General features: G+C 43.0%; 10 protein-coding genes and 1 pseudogene. 7 read left to right on the forward strand and 4 right to left on the reverse strand.

The genetic code is table 11. The annotated features are described in order from the left end of the window. Positions 1 to 109: 109 nt before the first annotated feature. Positions 110 to 1,291 carry a GGDEF domain-containing protein gene (locus M301_RS02050; protein ID WP_013147098.1) on the forward strand — a complete coding sequence of 394 codons (1,182 nt, stop codon included), beginning with the start codon at positions 110 to 112 and terminating at the stop codon, positions 1,289 to 1,291. A gap of 175 nt (positions 1,292 to 1,466) precedes the next feature. Here the strand turns inward: M301_RS02050 and M301_RS14800 are convergent. Then, a pseudogene (locus M301_RS14800) lies at positions 1,467 to 1,959 on the reverse strand (alkaline phosphatase). A gap of 276 nt (positions 1,960 to 2,235) precedes the next feature. Between M301_RS14800 and M301_RS02065 the strand changes: the two are divergent. Further along, entirely contained in the window at positions 2,236 to 2,847 is a 612-nt protein-coding gene (locus M301_RS02065; protein ID WP_238524651.1) for a glycine zipper 2TM domain-containing protein, read from the forward strand. Between the two features lie 233 nt (positions 2,848 to 3,080). On the opposite strand, the gene M301_RS02070 is transcribed toward M301_RS02065, so the two are convergent. Further along, positions 3,081 to 3,374 (reverse strand): GIY-YIG nuclease family protein, encoded by a 294-nt coding sequence (locus tag M301_RS02070; protein WP_013147100.1) that lies wholly within the window; start codon positions 3,372 to 3,374, stop codon positions 3,081 to 3,083. 217 nt (positions 3,375 to 3,591) lie between these two features. Then, positions 3,592 to 6,378, reverse strand: a complete 2,787-nt coding sequence (gene polA, locus M301_RS02075) for a DNA polymerase I (protein WP_013147101.1) — start codon at positions 6,376 to 6,378, stop codon at positions 3,592 to 3,594. Between the two features lie 170 nt (positions 6,379 to 6,548). Here polA and M301_RS02080 point away from each other — a divergent pair, with 170 nt between their 5' ends. The 4 genes from M301_RS02080 to M301_RS02095 all read left to right on the forward strand — a co-directional run bounded on the left by M301_RS02080 (position 6,549) and on the right by M301_RS02095 (position 9,566). Next, complete coding sequence (locus tag M301_RS02080; RefSeq protein WP_013147102.1) at positions 6,549 to 7,277, forward strand: LOG family protein; 729 nt, start codon at positions 6,549 to 6,551, stop codon at positions 7,275 to 7,277. 81 nt (positions 7,278 to 7,358) lie between these two features. Then, on the forward strand, positions 7,359 to 7,739 hold the full coding sequence (locus M301_RS02085) for a DUF2782 domain-containing protein (protein ID WP_013147103.1): 381 nt from the start codon (positions 7,359 to 7,361) through the stop codon (positions 7,737 to 7,739). Positions 7,740 to 7,854: 115 nt separating this feature from the next. Beyond that, a complete protein-coding gene (locus tag M301_RS02090) occupies positions 7,855 to 8,817 on the forward strand; it encodes a homoserine kinase (RefSeq protein WP_013147104.1) in 963 nt (320 codons plus the stop codon). Between the two features lie 11 nt (positions 8,818 to 8,828). Next, positions 8,829 to 9,566 carry a BPSS1780 family membrane protein gene (locus M301_RS02095; RefSeq protein WP_013147105.1) on the forward strand — a complete coding sequence of 246 codons (738 nt, stop codon included), beginning with the start codon at positions 8,829 to 8,831 and terminating at the stop codon, positions 9,564 to 9,566. Between the two features lie 49 nt (positions 9,567 to 9,615). Here M301_RS02095 and M301_RS02100 read toward each other — a convergent pair whose 3' ends face one another. Further along, complete coding sequence (locus M301_RS02100) at positions 9,616 to 11,814, reverse strand: UvrD-helicase domain-containing protein (protein ID WP_013147106.1); 2,199 nt, start codon at positions 11,812 to 11,814, stop codon at positions 9,616 to 9,618. A gap of 361 nt (positions 11,815 to 12,175) precedes the next feature. Here M301_RS02100 and M301_RS14130 point away from each other — a divergent pair, with 361 nt between their 5' ends. Beyond that, the gene (locus M301_RS14130; protein ID WP_013147107.1) at positions 12,176 to 16,141 is read left to right on the forward strand and encodes an EAL domain-containing protein; all 3,966 of its coding nucleotides are present in this window, start codon (positions 12,176 to 12,178) and stop codon (positions 16,139 to 16,141) included. The last annotated feature ends 17 nt before the right edge of the window (positions 16,142 to 16,158 follow it).

The following is a 16,158-nucleotide window of genomic DNA, read 5'->3' on the forward strand; positions in this document are numbered from 1 at the left end:
AGCTAATTCCATAAAATGGACAAAGTGATTGAGCAAAGCCAACGCATGTTACATAATGTAACAGTAGCAATATAAAATCAACTTTAGTTCTTTGTAAAAACCAAGTCAAATGAACGATATAAATAAAAAAACTGCCGTAAAAGCGGCGCAGCTAGAGCAGATTTTAGCTTCCAATGTCAGAACAATGCTGGCTAGTACAAGTATGGCAATTATTCTTGCATATATGCAAAAAGATAATGCTTCTTATGAGTTGCTAATTGCTTGGTTAGTCTCTTCAATAGCTATAAATGCCGTTCGTTTAGCATTCACCCTAAACTGTTTGCGCAAGCCAAGCACTGATTTTAAAACAATAGAAAATCGACTCAATAAATTTCGATTAGGTGTTGTAGTGAGTAGCCTGTTGTGGGGCTCAGTCAGCTTCTTCATGTTCACACCAGATGAACCAAGGCATCAAATGTTTGTGATTTATATGCTAGCAGGATTGTCTGCTGGCGCAGTTGTTTCTTATTCGGCAGACATTATTTGTGCCATGTCTTATACCTTATTATCTTTAGTGCCCATGCTCCTTAGGTCATTCTGGTTTGGTGATGAAATTTCCATTGCTATTAGTGTCGCAGGCTTTATTTATGTTGGTTACATGATTGCCAGCATACGTAACTTTAACCGTAATATGACTGAAAATATCATGTTACGTTTTAATGCGGTCAAACGAGAGAGTGAAATTAAACAACTGGCTTTTTATGACCAACTCACAAATTTACCCAATCGTCGATTATTGTTTGATCGGCTTGATCATGCCTTAGCTGTAAGTGCTCGTTCAGGAAGACGAGGTGCATTACTATTCTTAGACTTGGACCATTTTAAAATGCTCAACGACACGCTGGGGCATGATATGGGCGACTTGCTCTTGAAAAAAGTTGCTGAACGATTGCTACGATGTGTGCGAGAAAGCGATACCGTTGCGCGTTTAGGTGGCGATGAATTTGTCGTCATGTTAGAAGATTTAAGTGATGATATAGACGAAGCGACTAAGCAGGTAGAGAAAGTGGCAGACTTAATCATAGAAACGCTCAATATTCCCTATATGCTCAATACACTTGAACATAGCAGCACACCTAGCATAGGCATCGCACTGTTTGGCGACCATGGTAGCTCACATGAAGAGCTGCTTAAACACGCAGATATTGCTATGTATGCGGCAAAAAGGGCAGGGCGTAATGTCGTGCGCCACTTTGACTTTACAATGCAAGAAGCGGCGAGTGCGAGCGATAGTCAAGCCACAGTCAATTAAAAACCAATTGCATCTTTCATGACTTGGTCAATGTAGCTTTGTTCTTGAATACCATGTATTCAGTATGCTTTAGGGCCGCCTGCAAAAATCGCAACATCTTCACCCGAGTGAGTTTCGCCACCCTGCGAAGGCACAGTTACTTCTTGGTGGAAAGGGTCTTCAGTATTAACTGCAGTCATATCTTCAATGCGGCCCGCGCGAGCAGTTTGCTGTACACTGCATCACCTGCTTGCTCAAGAATGGTTGTCACTTTATTGGCTTGAATCACTGCATTGTTTGGCTCTGAGCGCACAACAGATTGGTTGATAGATAACTCACCATCGTTAGTTTTTACACCAGATACAATCGCTGTCATGGTTGGTTCTGAATTAGGAGTTTGTTGATTGGCAGAGTAGCTTTTCAAAAGCTAACTTGTTGCGTTCGCCGTCTAACCCCTTTTGCTCACCTTCAAAAATACGTGCCGCAGTAATGGTTGAAATACCCATACCATCACCTAAAAACAAAATCACGTTTTTGGCATGATTACCGTTTGGTAATAACTTTTTAACTTCCGCAAGTGATGCTGCACCATCATTTAACCAAGTATTGGCATCTTCAGCAAAAGCAAATGATGTGGCAAAAGCCATGATCGCTGTAAGCATTGTTGCTTTTAAAGTTAATTGTTTCATTGGCCTTGCTCTCTTAAGTAGATGGCTTCAAACTGTTGTTAGTAGAGCTGATAGTGAAGGGTATTGGCGTGTCTGCAGTACTTAGGATGCCCGCTACACATGACAAAAAATGAATTATGTTGAGGTCGCTTGACTAACATCTTTGCATTTCTTAACGCTTTATTACATAGCTTTACTTAGTTAGCTAGATGCAATCACGATTATTTGATTTACCATTTTACTTAATAATTTAGCTTCATAAACTCTTAGCCAAGAGTGATTTTATTCAAAGGAAAAATGATGAAAAAACAGTCTTTAATCATCTTAGCCATATTTGCCACTAACGTTATCAGCACCGCCGTGGCAGGGCAAGACGCTGGCGATCATTATTACGATCAAGCAAAAGTGCTTTCTGTTACGCCTCAGTTTGAACGCATCAACACACCAACGCAGCAGTGCCACACTGAGTACGCGCGCGAAACTTACTCTAATGGTGATCGCTCTGTAGGCGGCTCTATTATTGGCGGTGTAGCAGGGGCACTACTCGGTAGCACAATTGGCCGCGGTAATGGGCGTGTTGCCGCTGCAGCAGTTGGGGCGGGCGTAGGTGCTATTGCAGGTGACCGCATTGATAACCAAAATAACAATACGCAAACAACAGAGCGGCCAGTTGATCGTTGTACTTTGGTGGATAACTGGCAAACAGTTTCACGTGGATATTTAGTCAACTACAGCTACAACGGTAGAAGCTTTAGTACCACTACCTATGAGCGTCCGAGAGATACAATTCGTATAAGTGTTGCAGTCGCACCAGTGAATAGCGAGGCAAGTTATAACCAAACTTATGATGAAAGAGGCTATGAATCTAATGGGGCACCAATTGGGCATCAGCCTCCGCCGCATCCGTAATGTTCGATTTGTAGGAGGGCAACTTATTTCCCGCGCTGTTCCACTTCATGGGCGGCAAACAGAAACGCACCTCTCTCAAACAGCCGCTTGCTGAAACTTCCATAAAGCCGAGAAGCGCAGGCGCGGTAGCCGGGGGCTTAAAGTTAAAAACGCTGAAGTTCCACGGTTAATTGTTTAGCCCATACATCTTTCAAACTTCGTCATCCTCGCGCATGCGGGGATCCATTTTGACTTTAGCCACCAATCAAATCTAAATACAAATCTCGCCAGTCAACATTCACACTTTCAATCAACTCAATTTTCCAAGCACGATTCCACTTTTTAAGCTGTTTTTCACGCGTAATCGCATTCGTCATGTCATCAAATTGCTCAAAATAAACCAAAAGGTGCAGCTCATGTTGTTTGCTAAAACCATCTATTAGGCCTTGCTTATGTTGCCACACACGCTGAATTAAATTGCTGGTCACGCCAATATACAAAGTACCGCGTACTTGGTTGCTTAGGATGTAAACGCAAGGTTGTTTCATTGAGAGCTAAGTTCAAAATGGATTCCCGTTTTCACGGGAATGACGGTTATGGCGGGTGTAGTATTAGTAACTTGTTTGACCACGGGGTAAGCGTTGCAAGGTCGGCTATGCAATTACATTTAAGTTCATTATCAATCTTTGATGGCTTGCTAATTTTTTATCTAAAAAGGGATACTTAAATCAGACATTACTAATTTATTGTGCTTGTTAAAGTTACCTAATGCGCACTTTCCCAATTACTACCCACCCCAACTTCTGCTAACAGCGGCACATCCAACTTAGCCACATTCTGCATCAACTCTGGCAATTTCTGTTTTACCAATTCCAGCTCATTATCTGGCACTTCTAGTACCAATTCATCGTGTACTTGCATGATGAGTTTTGTCTGTAGTTTTTCATGACGTAGCCATTTATCTACGGCAATCATCGCGAGTTTAATCAAGTCTGCCGCAGTGCCTTGCATAGGTGCGTTGATAGCGGCGCGTTCTGCGCCAGCTCTTCTCGTACCGTTTGGGCTGTTGATTTCTGGCACCCATAATCTGCGGCCGAAGTAGGTTTCTACATAGCCTTTTTGTTTGGCGATTTCTCGGGTATTTTGCATGTATTCGCGCACGCCTGGGTAGCGGGCGAAGTAGCGTTCTATATAGCTCGCAGCGGCGCCGCGTTCTATGTTGAGGTTTTGCGCTAAGCCGAATGCGCTCATGCCATATATCAAGCCAAAGTTAATGACTTTGGCGTAACGGCGTTGTTCGCTATCTACATTTTCGCGCTCTACGCCAAAAATCTCGGCTGCTGTATGGCGGTGAATGTCTTCATTATTGGCGAAGGCGGCTAGCATGCCTTCGTCTTTCGATAGATGTGCCATGATGCGCAGTTCGATTTGTGAGTAATCGGCAGAAACAATGTGCGAACCTTTTGGTGCAATAAATGCTTCGCGAATACGCCGACCTTCTGCCGAACGCACAGGGATATTCTGCAAGTTAGGGTCTGAGCTCGCTAATCTGCCTGTAATTGCCACCGCTTGGTTGTAACTGGTGTGAACACGACCCGTCTGCGCGTTAATCATTTTTGGCAGTTTATCTGTGTAAGTGGATTTGAGTTTTGCCAAGCCGCGATATTCCAATAATACTTTGGGTAATGGATGGTCTAATGCTAACTCTTGCAATACGTCTTCATCGGTACTAGGGGCGCCAGATGGCGTTTTTTTGGTAGGTTTAATGCCAAGCTTATCAAACAAAATCTCTTGCAGTTGTTTAGGTGAACCTAAGTTAAATGGCTGCCCAGCCAGTTCATAGGCTTGGTTTTCTAACGCTACAAGTTTTGCACCGATTTCATTGCTTTGAATATTCAGCATGTCGCGGTCTATCAGCACGCCGTTGCGTTCTATGGTGAATAAAATCTGCGAGCTTGGCATTTCAATTTGGCTATAAATAAAATCTAGCTTCGCATCTGTGCTGATTTGTGGGTACATGGCTTGGTGCAATTGCAGTGTAATGTCCGCATCTTCTGCGGCATATTCACTTGCAACTTCTACCGTCACTTGGTTGAACGTGACTTGTTTTGCGCCTTTGCCTGCGACTTCTTCAAATGAGATGGTTTGTATGCCTAAATGGCGTTCGGCGAGTGCATCCATGCCATGTGTTTTGTGCGATTCGAATACGTAAGATTCCAGCATGGTGTCATGCGCAATGCCATTGAGCGCAATGCCGTGATTAGCTAAAACATGTTGATCATATTTAAAGTTTTGCCCAACTTTTTTAATGGCAGCGTTCTCTAAAATCGGTTTGATTTTCGCGAGTGTTTCTACAAAGTCTAATTGCTCTGGCGCATCAAAGTAATCATGTTTTAGCGGCAAATAAGCCGCGCTGCCAGCCTCTACGCTAAATGACATGCCGACAATTTTTGCTGTCATTGGGTCTAGCGAAGTGGTTTCGGTATCAAAGCACATCAATTTGGCAGTTTGCAGTTTTGCCAACCAAGTATCTAGTTGCTGATTCGTTAAAATGGTCTCAAAGTTACGGCTGGTATTAGCTGTAAATTGTGTGACTGCAAACATATCGGCTGTTTGTGTGGGCTGAATTTGTGAGGTTGGAAATTTTGCAGTCACGTTGCCTGAAGTAGGCACGGGCGCATTATCTTGCATGTTTTCCAGTTCACGGCGCCAGCTTTTAAATTCAAAGCGGTCAAATAGTTCAGCAAGTTTGGCTTTATCAATGGTTTGCGGGGAGAGGTCGCTTAAATTCTCTTGTATGCCCACATCGCAGCGAATAGTGATAAGTTCGCGTGCAGTCGGCAACCAACCCAGCGCCGCGCGTAGATTTTCACCCACTTTACCTGTGATTTTATCTGCATTAGCGACGATGTTATCTAGTGAGCCATATTCCTTTAGCCATTTCACAGCGGTTTTAGGACCAACTTTTTCGACGCCGGGCACGTTGTCTGAGGTGTCGCCAATCAGCACTAGGTAATCGACCATTAAGCTGGGCGGAATGCCAAATTTATTCTCAACGCCAGCAATATCTAGTACATCATCGGTACGCCTGAAAGCATCGCGCATGGTGTTTACCACGGTAATGTGTTCATTCACCAACTGCGAAATATCTTTATCGCCAGTTGAAATAATCGTCCGAATGCCTTCGCGCTCAGCTTGTTTCGCCAGTGCGCCAATCACGTCATCTGCCTCTACGCCAGATTCCACAATAAGCGGCCAACCCATGGCTTTAATCGCTTCATGCAGCGGCTCAATTTGCAAACGTAAATCATCAGGCATGCTGGCGCGATTCGCTTTGTATTCTGCATAAATATCATCACGAAAAGTTTTGCCTTTTGCATCAAAAACGCAGGCGCTATAATCACTAGGATAATCTTTGTGTAAACGGCGCAACATATTGAGCACACCTTGTATTGCACCGGTAGGTTCATTTTGGCTATTTCGTAAGTCAGGCATAGCGTGAAAAGCACGATACAGGTAAGATGAACCATCAACTAATAACAAAGTTTTCATATAAAAATCCAAAGGTTGTCGCGATGCGTTGTTGCCAACTTCTTTAAGCCGTTTGCATAATAATACATATGCGGCTCGTCTTAAAAAAGTTTTGCGCCTAGCCTCACTTAAACCTTTGAATTTTTAAGGTAAAAATAAAACCAAGTAGGCGAAATTAAGAAAGTTAGATTATGTCGATTACAAAAAAAATTCCAAAACTTGCTGACCCAGATGTGCGTGGGCAACACCAAACTGGCCATGAGTCATGGCATGCATTCGAGATTATGGCAGAATTCGTGGATGCTACGGAGCGCCTGAAAGAAATTACCCCAGCGGTTTCTATTTTTGGTAGCGCGCGTACGCCAGTTGACCACCCTTATTACAAGCTTACTGAAGACATTGCACGTTTGCTTAGTGACGCGGGTTTTAGCGTGATTTCAGGCGGTGGCCCTGGCATTATGGAGGCTGCTAATAAAGGTGCATTCGCAGGAAAGTCGCCTAGCATAGGTCTGAACATTGAATTGCCTCATGAGCAAACGGGCAATTCTTATCAAGATATCAGCCAGAATTTTAAGCATTTTTTCATGCGTAAAGTCATGTTTGTAAAGTATGCCAGTGCTTATGTGGTAATGCCTGGTGGCTTTGGTACCTTGGATGAGGTGATGGAGGCGATTACCTTAGTGCAAACTGGCAAGAGCTTGAAAATGCCGATTATTTTGGTAGGTGAAGCGTTTTGGCGCGGCTTGGTAGATTGGATTAAAACGACTTTAGTCGATGAAAAAATGATTTCGGCAGAGGATCTAGATTTAATCCAAGTGATTGATGAGCCAAAAGACGTTGTCGAGGCGATATTCAAACATTATGAAACGCGTGGATTCAAATTGTCTGCGGATGAAGAGCGTGTGCAGCTTTATTTATAGTAAATGCGTTATATTGGCGTGTAATTTGCTAAAATCAACACATCAGGTTTCGATTCAATTTTAAAGAATAGGTGTCAGGCCATGCGTAAGATCTCTAAGAGTATTATCTGGAAAAATGTAGCACTTTTACTAGTGCTGGGTGTGGCGCAGCTGCCGTCATTGGCTGTTGCGGAAACACCGAAAGCCAAAACACCACCTGCTGATTTACAGCCATTAGAAGATATTCCACCACCTGCCATTACCAATGAAGATAATGCCGATGAGCCGCAAGTCACTATCATCAAGAAAAAAGGTGAGACGATTGAGGAGTATCGCATTAACGGTCAGCTTTACATGATGAAAATTACGCCAGCCCACGGTGTACCGTATTACATGCACAAAGAAGACCAAAATGGTGGTTGGGTGAATGATGGGCCAAGCCAGCCTATGAGTATTCCTAAGTGGACGATTTTTAGGTTCTAATGAAACCACTACTATAAAAATAAAGAGGGTATATCGCCCTCTTTATTTATTTAATCTCCTCAATTTCTAGCTACCTATTAATAATTTTACAACCCTCAAATCCATACTCTAATTTATGTCAGTATTTACCTCAGTCAGCATTCCACAATTACAAACTTGGCTGCAAGATTACGCAATAGGCGAACTTGTAGAGCTAAAAGGTATTTCATCTGGTATTACTAACACAAACTACTTCGTCACAACTCAACATAATGGCACTCAAAATAAGTTCGTACTGACTTTATTTGAGCACAATACGTTAGAAGAGCTGCCGTATTTTATTGACTTGATGAGCCATCTTGCGGCACACGGTATTCCTTGCCCTAAGCCAATTGCAGATAAATCTGGCAATAGTTTACATATGCTTAATGGAAAGCCAGCGGCTTTAATTAGTTGCTTAAACGGAGGTGATATTGAGGCGCCTAATGTGCAACAATGCGCCGCAGTAGGCACAGTATTGGCAAAAATGCATATTGCAGGTCAATCTTTTGAAGCGGAATTTCCGCAACATGATAGTCACAATCAGCGTGGTATGGATTGGCGCGTTAAAACTGCAACGCAAGTGTTACCGCATTTGCCAGCAGCAGATCAACAATTATTAAATGAGACTTTAGCATTTCAAGCTGAGCTTGATACAGCAGAATTGCCTATGGGCGTGATTCACGCGGATTTGTTCCGTGATAATGTATTGTTTGATGGCAATGAAATCGGCGGTTTGATTGATTTTTATTATGCTTGCCACGATCTGCTGGCTTACGATTTGGCGATTGCCGTCAATGACTGGTGTGTGAATGCCGATGGTAGTTTAGATACGCCGAGGCTAGAGGCTATGTTCAATGCTTATCAAGCGGTGAGACCATTTACGTCAGCTGAACATGCTGCATGGCCAGCCTTGCTGCGCATTGCTGCTTTACGTTTTTGGCTGTCACGTTTGTATGATCAAATCTATCCGCAAGCGGGCGAGCTGACACATGCAAAAGACCCTAACCATTTTCAAAGAATCTTGAAATTGCGCACTAGTTTAGCCAAGTCAAAATAGAGAAAAATATCATGACAGAAAACTCAATCAGTACAACTTTAGAGAGCCGACAAGTTCCAGCAGGCAATGCTTGGGTTTGGATTGTGAGCGGCTTTAATTTGTTTAAAGCCAACCCAGTGATGTGGATTGTGATTTTGCTGATTTATTTAGCGATTATTATTCCTATCTCATTCATCCCAGTGATTGGCTCTGTAGTCACCACATTGTTAGCCCCTGTCTTTGCGGCAGGGATGATGTGGGGCTGCAAAGCGCTAGTGCTAAAGCAAGATTTGGAAATCAATCATTTATTTGAAGGCTTTAAGAAAAATACCGCACAGCTGATTGCTGTAGGCGGTGTTTATATGTTGAGCCTGCTAGTGATTATGGTGATGGTGGTTTTAACGTTAGATAAAGATACTCTTGAATTGATAATGAAAGGCCAAGAAGTTAGCCCTGCGCAAGCCAATGCCATGGTGTTACCGATTTTAATCGCCATGCTTTTTATTGTGCCGATATTGATGGCTTACTGGTATGCACCTGTGCTGATTGGATTGCATAACCTAACCGTGTTAGAAGCAATGAAGCTGAGTTTTATTGCCTGCCTAAAAAATATGCTGCCGTTTTTGTTATACGGATTGATTTTTATGGTGATATTAGTGGTTGCGATTATTCCGTTTGGCTTAGGCTTAATCGTGGCTGTGCCAGTGATGATGACCAGTTTGTATACTAGTTACGTGGATGTTTTTAACATCACAGAATCAGCTGATTAAAACACGCCATTCTAATTAAATGGCGTGTTGAGTTGGTGCTAAAGTGGCGCTAAATCGGCGTAAGTTTAGCAAACTCCAGCGCTAACCATTTCAAGCCTTCACGACCAAAGTTCACTTGTACACGCATGTCGTTGGCGTTGCCTTCGTAACTCACAATCACGCCATTACCAAACTTAGTGTGCGCGACTTGCTGACCTATTTTCCACGGCATGGCGCTTTTCTGGTTGCTGCTTTGTTGCTTACTCATCATGGCTGGCAACTCGCTATAGTCGCGGTTACTGCCAGACCTTGCGACAGGCTTGCTGTTTAAGCGTTTGAGTAACTCTTCTGGAATTTCATCTAAAAAGCGTGATGGAATACCATAGCGCACTTTGCCATGCAGCATGCGACTCTGTGCGTGGCTTAAATACAGTCTTTGTCTGGCGCGAGTGACCGCTACATACATTAAGCGGCGCTCTTCTTCTAAGCCTGCATTCTCAAACAAACTTTGCTCATGCGGACATAAGCCTTCTTCTAAGCCGCTGATAAATACAGCTTTAAATTCTAGGCCTTTGGAGGCGTGCACTGTCATTAACTGCAAAGCTTCGCGCCCGACGTCTGCTTGGTGCTCACCTGCTTCTAGGCTGGCATGGCTTAGAAATTGTGTGAGTAAATCTTGTTCGGTTTCGCCATCCACATTGTTGTGGTTGCCAAAATCTCGGTTGGTAAACGATACGGCAGCAGTCACCAACTCTTTCAAGTTTTCTATACGGTCTTCACCTTCTTTGTCATTCTCATAATGGGCGACTAAACCAGACATGGTGATGGCTAACTCAGTCAGCTCACGCAGGCTAATGCCGTAAGCATTGTCAACCATCTGTCTAATCAGGGCGACAAAGCCTTCTATGCCTTTAGCGCCAAGCTTACCGTTACCGACTTTGTTAATCGCTGCTTGCCAGATGCTACAGTTTTCTGCGCGAGCAACTTCTTGTAACTGTTCTAGGCTGCGCGCACCAATGCCGCGTGTTGGGAAGTTAATGACACGCAACAACGCTGTGTCATCATTTGCATTGGCAATTAAACGCATGTAAGCAAGTGCATGCTTAATTTCGGCACGCTCAAAAAAGCGTAAACCGCCATACACACGATAAGGCAAGTTGGCGTTAAACAGTGCTTGTTCTAAAATGCGTGACTGCGCATTGGAGCGATAGAGCAGGGCAATCTCACCTAATGATGTGCCCTCGCAATGCAGCATTTTAATTTCATCGACGATGAATTGTGCTTCATCGGTATCGTTATAAGCATCGTACACACGCACAGGTTCACCCGCGCCTGCGCTAGTCCATAAGTTCTTACCTAAGCGGTTATTATTGTGTGAAATAATCGCGTTAGCTGCATCTAGAATATTGCTGTGTGAGCGGTAGTTTTCTTCTAGCTTTACAACATTCTGTACTTTGAAATCCTTTTCAAAGTCGCGCATATTGCCCACGCGTGCACCCCGGAAGCCATAGATGGATTGGTCATCATCGCCCACAGCGAACATGCAGTTGTCTTCACCAGCGAGCAGTTTTAGCCATAAATATTGCAGGCGGTTGGTATCTTGAAACTCGTCCACTAAGATATATTTAAAGCGGCTTTGGTAATGGCCACGGATATTGGTATCGCGTTCCAGCAACTCGTAGCAACGCAATAGCAATTCGGCAAAGTCAGCCACGCCATCGCGTTGACATTGCTTGTCGTACTCATCAAAAATCTCGCGCATTTTGGTGGAATGCGGGTCATAGGCCTCTACAGCATGCGCACGTAAGCCTTCATCTTTACAGCCATTGATAAAGTTTTGCACTTGCTTAGGTGGAAACTTCTCATCATCCACATTCATGAGTTTCATCAAGCGTTTAATCACAGAGAGCTGATCTGAAATGTCTAAAATCTGAAAGCTTGCTGGTAGGCCAGCTTCGCGATGGTGAGCACGCAACAAGCGATTACACAGTCCGTGAAATGTACCTACCCACATGCCACGTGTATTGATTGGCAATGATGCCGTAATACGCGTGAGCATTTCTTTAGCGGCTTTGTTGGTAAACGTCACGGCTAATAAACCTGTGGGTGAAACTTGCCCAGTTTGAATCAACCATGCGATACGTGCTGTGAGGACGCGTGTTTTACCACTACCTGCACCAGCTAAAATCAGTGCAGATTGTTGTGGTAGGGTGACAGCTTCTAGCTGCTTATTATTAAGGCCAGTGAGTAATGTAGATTCGGTTTCCATGACGATATTATCGCATGGGATGAGTTAAAAATTGGGAAGTAATCTGATTACAAAACGATACAAAATGTTACAAAAAATCGAGAACTAAAGCCAAGTAAGGTCAGTCTGAACTTACATGATAGCTAAATTAGATTTTAGCTAGCTTTCCGCTTCTTTCCTCCCTGAGCGGAAGCCTTAGACAATAAGGCATTTCGCCCCAACTCTTTCCCCTTTGAGTTGGGGCTTTTTTTTTGGTTTTATTGTTCAATCAAAACGCATTCTATAAATAAGCTAATAAAACTAAAGTTCATTAGCCCTTTGATTGCTCACACTTTATATATGATATTAGTCTACGAGTGGTCGATTATAAAAGGGGTTTGTTTTGCTAAAACCTGAAATTCCAGCAAATGAGTCAGCACGACTTTTAGCATTAGCACGATATGAAGTTCTTGATACAGTAAGCGAACAAGAGTTCGACGATATTACGCTGCTCGCCTCTCAAATATGTGAGGTGCCAATCGCCCTGATTTCTCTTATAGACGGAGACAGGCAATGGTTTAAAAGTAGAGTTGGTTTAGAGGCTACGGAAACTCCACGAGACATTTCATTTTGTGGGCATGCTATCAATGACAGCAACTTACTTGAAGTTTCCAATGCGCTTGAAGATAGCAGGTTCGCCGATAACCCTTTAGTCACTGGTACTCCGGATATTCGGTTTTATGCAGGGATGCCAATTGTCACCAGTGATGGTTTGGCGCTTGGAACCCTGTGCGTGATAGATCGTAAGTCGAATCAACTTACTTTAAAACAACGTGATATGTTGGGTGTGCTGGCTCGACAAGTCATGCATCTACTTGAAGCTAAAATTTCTTCAAAACAATTATTATGGCTTTCTGATGAAATGAGTAAAAGGGCGGCATTTAAAAAAGCATTATTAGCTTGCGCTGCGGATAGCATTATCTCAACTACGCCAGAAGGCATTATTCTAACTTTTAATCAAGCCGCAGAACGCTTGCTAGGGTACGAGCAAGAAGAATTGATTGGTCTGCATACACCTGCTATTTTTCATGATCCAGATGAAATCATAGCAAGAGCTGCTGACTTGAGTCTTGAGTTTAACCAAACGATAGCACCAGGTTTTGAGGTGTTTGTCTCCAAAGCTAGATTAGGCATGGCGGATATCCATGAGTGGAGCTATATCCATAAAAATGGTACTCGGGTGCCAGTGAGGCTGGCCGTTTCTGCCATGCTTGATGAGCAAGGACATATCATTGGATTTATCGGTATCGCCAGTGATATTAGCGAGCGTAGAAATCAAGAAAATGCCATATTTACTGCCACTAGTCAGCTAGAAGCTTCTATTGAGGCTATTCCTGATTTAGTGTGGATGAAAAATATGAAAGGTGAGTTTTTACGATGCAACCGTTCTTTTGAGCGGTTTCTAGGTAGCGACAAGCCTAATATTATTGGCAAAACAGACTATGATTTTTTTGATAGAGAGTTGGCAGAGTTATTTCGATCCCACGATAAAAAAGCCACTAATCAAGATTTTCCGTTAATTACTGAAGAGTGGCTGACTTTTAATGATGGCTACTATGGCTTGTTTGAGGTGACTAAAACTGGCATTAAAGATATCGATGGCAATCTAATTGGTACGCTAGGCATGGCGCACGATATTACTGAACGTAAGAACATTGAATTAAAACTGCGGCGCAAGCGTGAAGCTATGCAAGCGCTGAATGAGATTTCATCTCAGGCGATACATACATATTATAAACAGCAGTTAAAAGAAGCGCTCGCTGTTGCTGCCAAGTATCTGGGCATGGACATTGGGATATTAAGTAAGATTCAGGATGATCGCTGCAAGATAGATGTGCATAGCTCGCCTGACGAGCGTTTATATGATGGCTTAGAGCTTCCTTTTGAAGATAGCTATTCTTCATTATTATTTCAGACAGACGACATTCGTTTTGTTGAGCAGATGGCAAACTCTCAATATGCAAAACTTAGAGCTTATTCACTCATGGGTTTTGAGTCTTTTATTGGATTGCCTATTTTGGTGGATGAGCAGCGCTATGGCTTGGAGTTTCAGTCTTATCAAGTCCATTTCAATGGGTTTGATGCAACAGAGATAGATTTTTTACATCTATTTTCTCGTTGGGCCGTGAGTCTTATACGACGCCATAATCTTTCTGAGCAAATTACTAAGGGTAATGAACGATTGGATTTAGCACTTAAAGGCGCCAGTCTTGGCCTGTGGGATTTAGACGTACCAACAGGGAAGGCCTTTTATAATGCGCGTTGGGCTGAAATGCTAGGCTATCAATTGTCTGAGATTGAGCAGTCCATGGATGCCTTTGTGAAGTTACTGCATCCAGATGAGAAAGATGAAGTATTAGCCGCTGTAGAGGCACATTTTAAAGGTGAAACTGCTGACTTCTCATTAGAGTTTAGAATGCGCCACCAAGATGGTAGTTGGATTTGGGTATACGATCACGGACGAGTGATGGAGCGCAGTGCTGATGGTGCTCCAATCAGGGTGCTCGGCACACACATGGATATTTCTAAGCGTAAAGCAACGGAGTTGCTAGCTAACTCTAATGCGGAGTTGCTGCGCCGAACCAGTGATATGGCAAAGGTTGGCGGCTGGGAGCTTAATCTAGCCACTATGAGTCTTTATTGGTCAGAAGGTATTAAGAGAATTCATGAAGTGGCTGATGATTATGTGCCTGAAATTACCAAAGTCATGAATTTTTATACACTAGAATCAAAGACAAGGATTAGTGCAGCTGTAAATAATGCGATTGAAAATGGGTTGTCTTGGGATATAGAGCTAGAGCTCATTACAGCCAAAAAAAATCATAAATGGGTGCGAGCACAGGGCAGTGCCATTGATGAAAATGGTAAAGTTGTGCGTTTAGTGGGTGCCTTTCAAGATATTACTCAACAAAAAACTGCTGAAGATGCTATCAAGCAACTGGCTTTTTATGATGTATTAACGCAGTTGCCTAATCGAAGACTGTTGATTGACCGTTTAGAGCGTGCATTAGTCAGCAGTGCTAGAAGTGAAAGTTATGGTGCATTAGTATTTATAGATTTAGATAACTTTAAAACCTTAAATGACACGCTGGGTCATGACATGGGTGATGCTTTGCTAAAACATGTGGCATTAAGGCTACAAAGTTGTTTAAGAGATTGCGATACGGTAGCCAGGTTTGGCGGTGATGAGTTTGTGGTAATGCTGGAAAATCTTGATTTAGAGCCAACAGCGGCTAAAAGCCATGTAGAGATGGTGGGCGCTAAAATAATCCATGCCCTCAATCAATCTTACGAGATAGTGCCGGATGGCCATTACAGCACGCCCAGCTTAGGCGCTACGATATTTTATGGTAAAAATGACACGGTAGATGAAGCGCTAAAACGTGCAGATATTGCGATGTACCAAGCAAAATCTGCTGGCAGAAATTGCTTACGTTTTTTTGACCCAGAAATACAAGCCAACATGGATACCAAGGCGAGCTTAGTAGAAACGCTACGTTATGGCATCGGTAACAATCAATTTGTCTTGCATTACCAACCTCAAATAGATAGAGCAGGCGTGTTGACGGGTGCAGAAGCTTTGGTTCGCTGGAACCATCCCAAGCAAGGCCTTATTTCCCCACTAGAATTTATCCCATTAGCAGAAGAGATGGGGCTTATCTTGCCTCTAGGTAAGTGGGTGTTAGAAACCGGTTGCAAACAACTGGTTTCTTGGGCTGGATCTAAAGATACAGAACACTTGAATTTATCAATTAACGTCAGCGCCAGACAATTTCATCAGCCTAATTTTGTGGCGCAAGTATTAGATGTCTTAAGCGCGACAAACGTAAATCCGCAGAGATTAAAACTAGAGCTTACGGAAAGTATGCTCGTCGATGATATGGACGACGTGATTGCTAAGATGACCTTGCTGCAAAGTGCGGGAATTAGATTCTCATTAGATGACTTTGGCACGGGATTCTCATCATTAAGCTATTTAAAACAGCTGCCGCTTTTTCAATTGAAAATCGATAAATCTTTTGTGAGAGATGTATTGAGCGACCAGAATGATGCTGTCATTGCCCGTACTATTGTTGCGCTAGCGAGTAGTTTGGGGCTATCTGTAATTGCCGAAGGGGTAGAAGTTGAAGGGCAGCGAGACTTCTTAGAAGGAATTGGTTGCTATGAATATCAGGGTTATTTATTTAGCCGTCCACTTTCTATTGAAGATTTTGAAGATTATAGAAAAGCCTTACAAAAAATTGATATAGAGCGTTTGTTGGAAAAGGCTTTGCTAAATGATACTAAGGTTAAAAGCCGTGATTCCTAATGCGGCAATACATAGGC

This window comes from Methylotenera versatilis 301, from assembly GCF_000093025.1.
Classification (GTDB): domain Bacteria; phylum Pseudomonadota; class Gammaproteobacteria; order Burkholderiales; family Methylophilaceae; genus Methylotenera; species Methylotenera versatilis.

Excerpts from the sequence above, each read along its gene's own strand:
- M301_RS02095 (WP_013147105.1), top strand. The coding sequence starts at position 8,829 with ATGACAGAAAACTCAATCAGTACAACTTTAGAGAGCCGACAAGTTCCA.
- M301_RS02070 (WP_013147100.1), bottom strand. The coding sequence starts at position 3,374 with ATGAAACAACCTTGCGTTTACATCCTAAGCAACCAAGTACGCGGTACT.
- M301_RS02085 (WP_013147103.1), top strand. The coding sequence starts at position 7,359 with ATGCGTAAGATCTCTAAGAGTATTATCTGGAAAAATGTAGCACTTTTA.
- M301_RS02050 (WP_013147098.1), top strand. The coding sequence starts at position 110 with ATGAACGATATAAATAAAAAAACTGCCGTAAAAGCGGCGCAGCTAGAG.
- M301_RS02100 (WP_013147106.1), bottom strand. The coding sequence starts at position 11,814 with ATGGAAACCGAATCTACATTACTCACTGGCCTTAATAATAAGCAGCTA.
- M301_RS02065 (WP_238524651.1), top strand. The coding sequence starts at position 2,236 with ATGATGAAAAAACAGTCTTTAATCATCTTAGCCATATTTGCCACTAAC.
- M301_RS02080 (WP_013147102.1), top strand. The coding sequence starts at position 6,549 with ATGTCGATTACAAAAAAAATTCCAAAACTTGCTGACCCAGATGTGCGT.
- polA (WP_013147101.1), bottom strand. The coding sequence starts at position 6,378 with ATGAAAACTTTGTTATTAGTTGATGGTTCATCTTACCTGTATCGTGCT.
- M301_RS02090 (WP_013147104.1), top strand. The coding sequence starts at position 7,855 with ATGTCAGTATTTACCTCAGTCAGCATTCCACAATTACAAACTTGGCTG.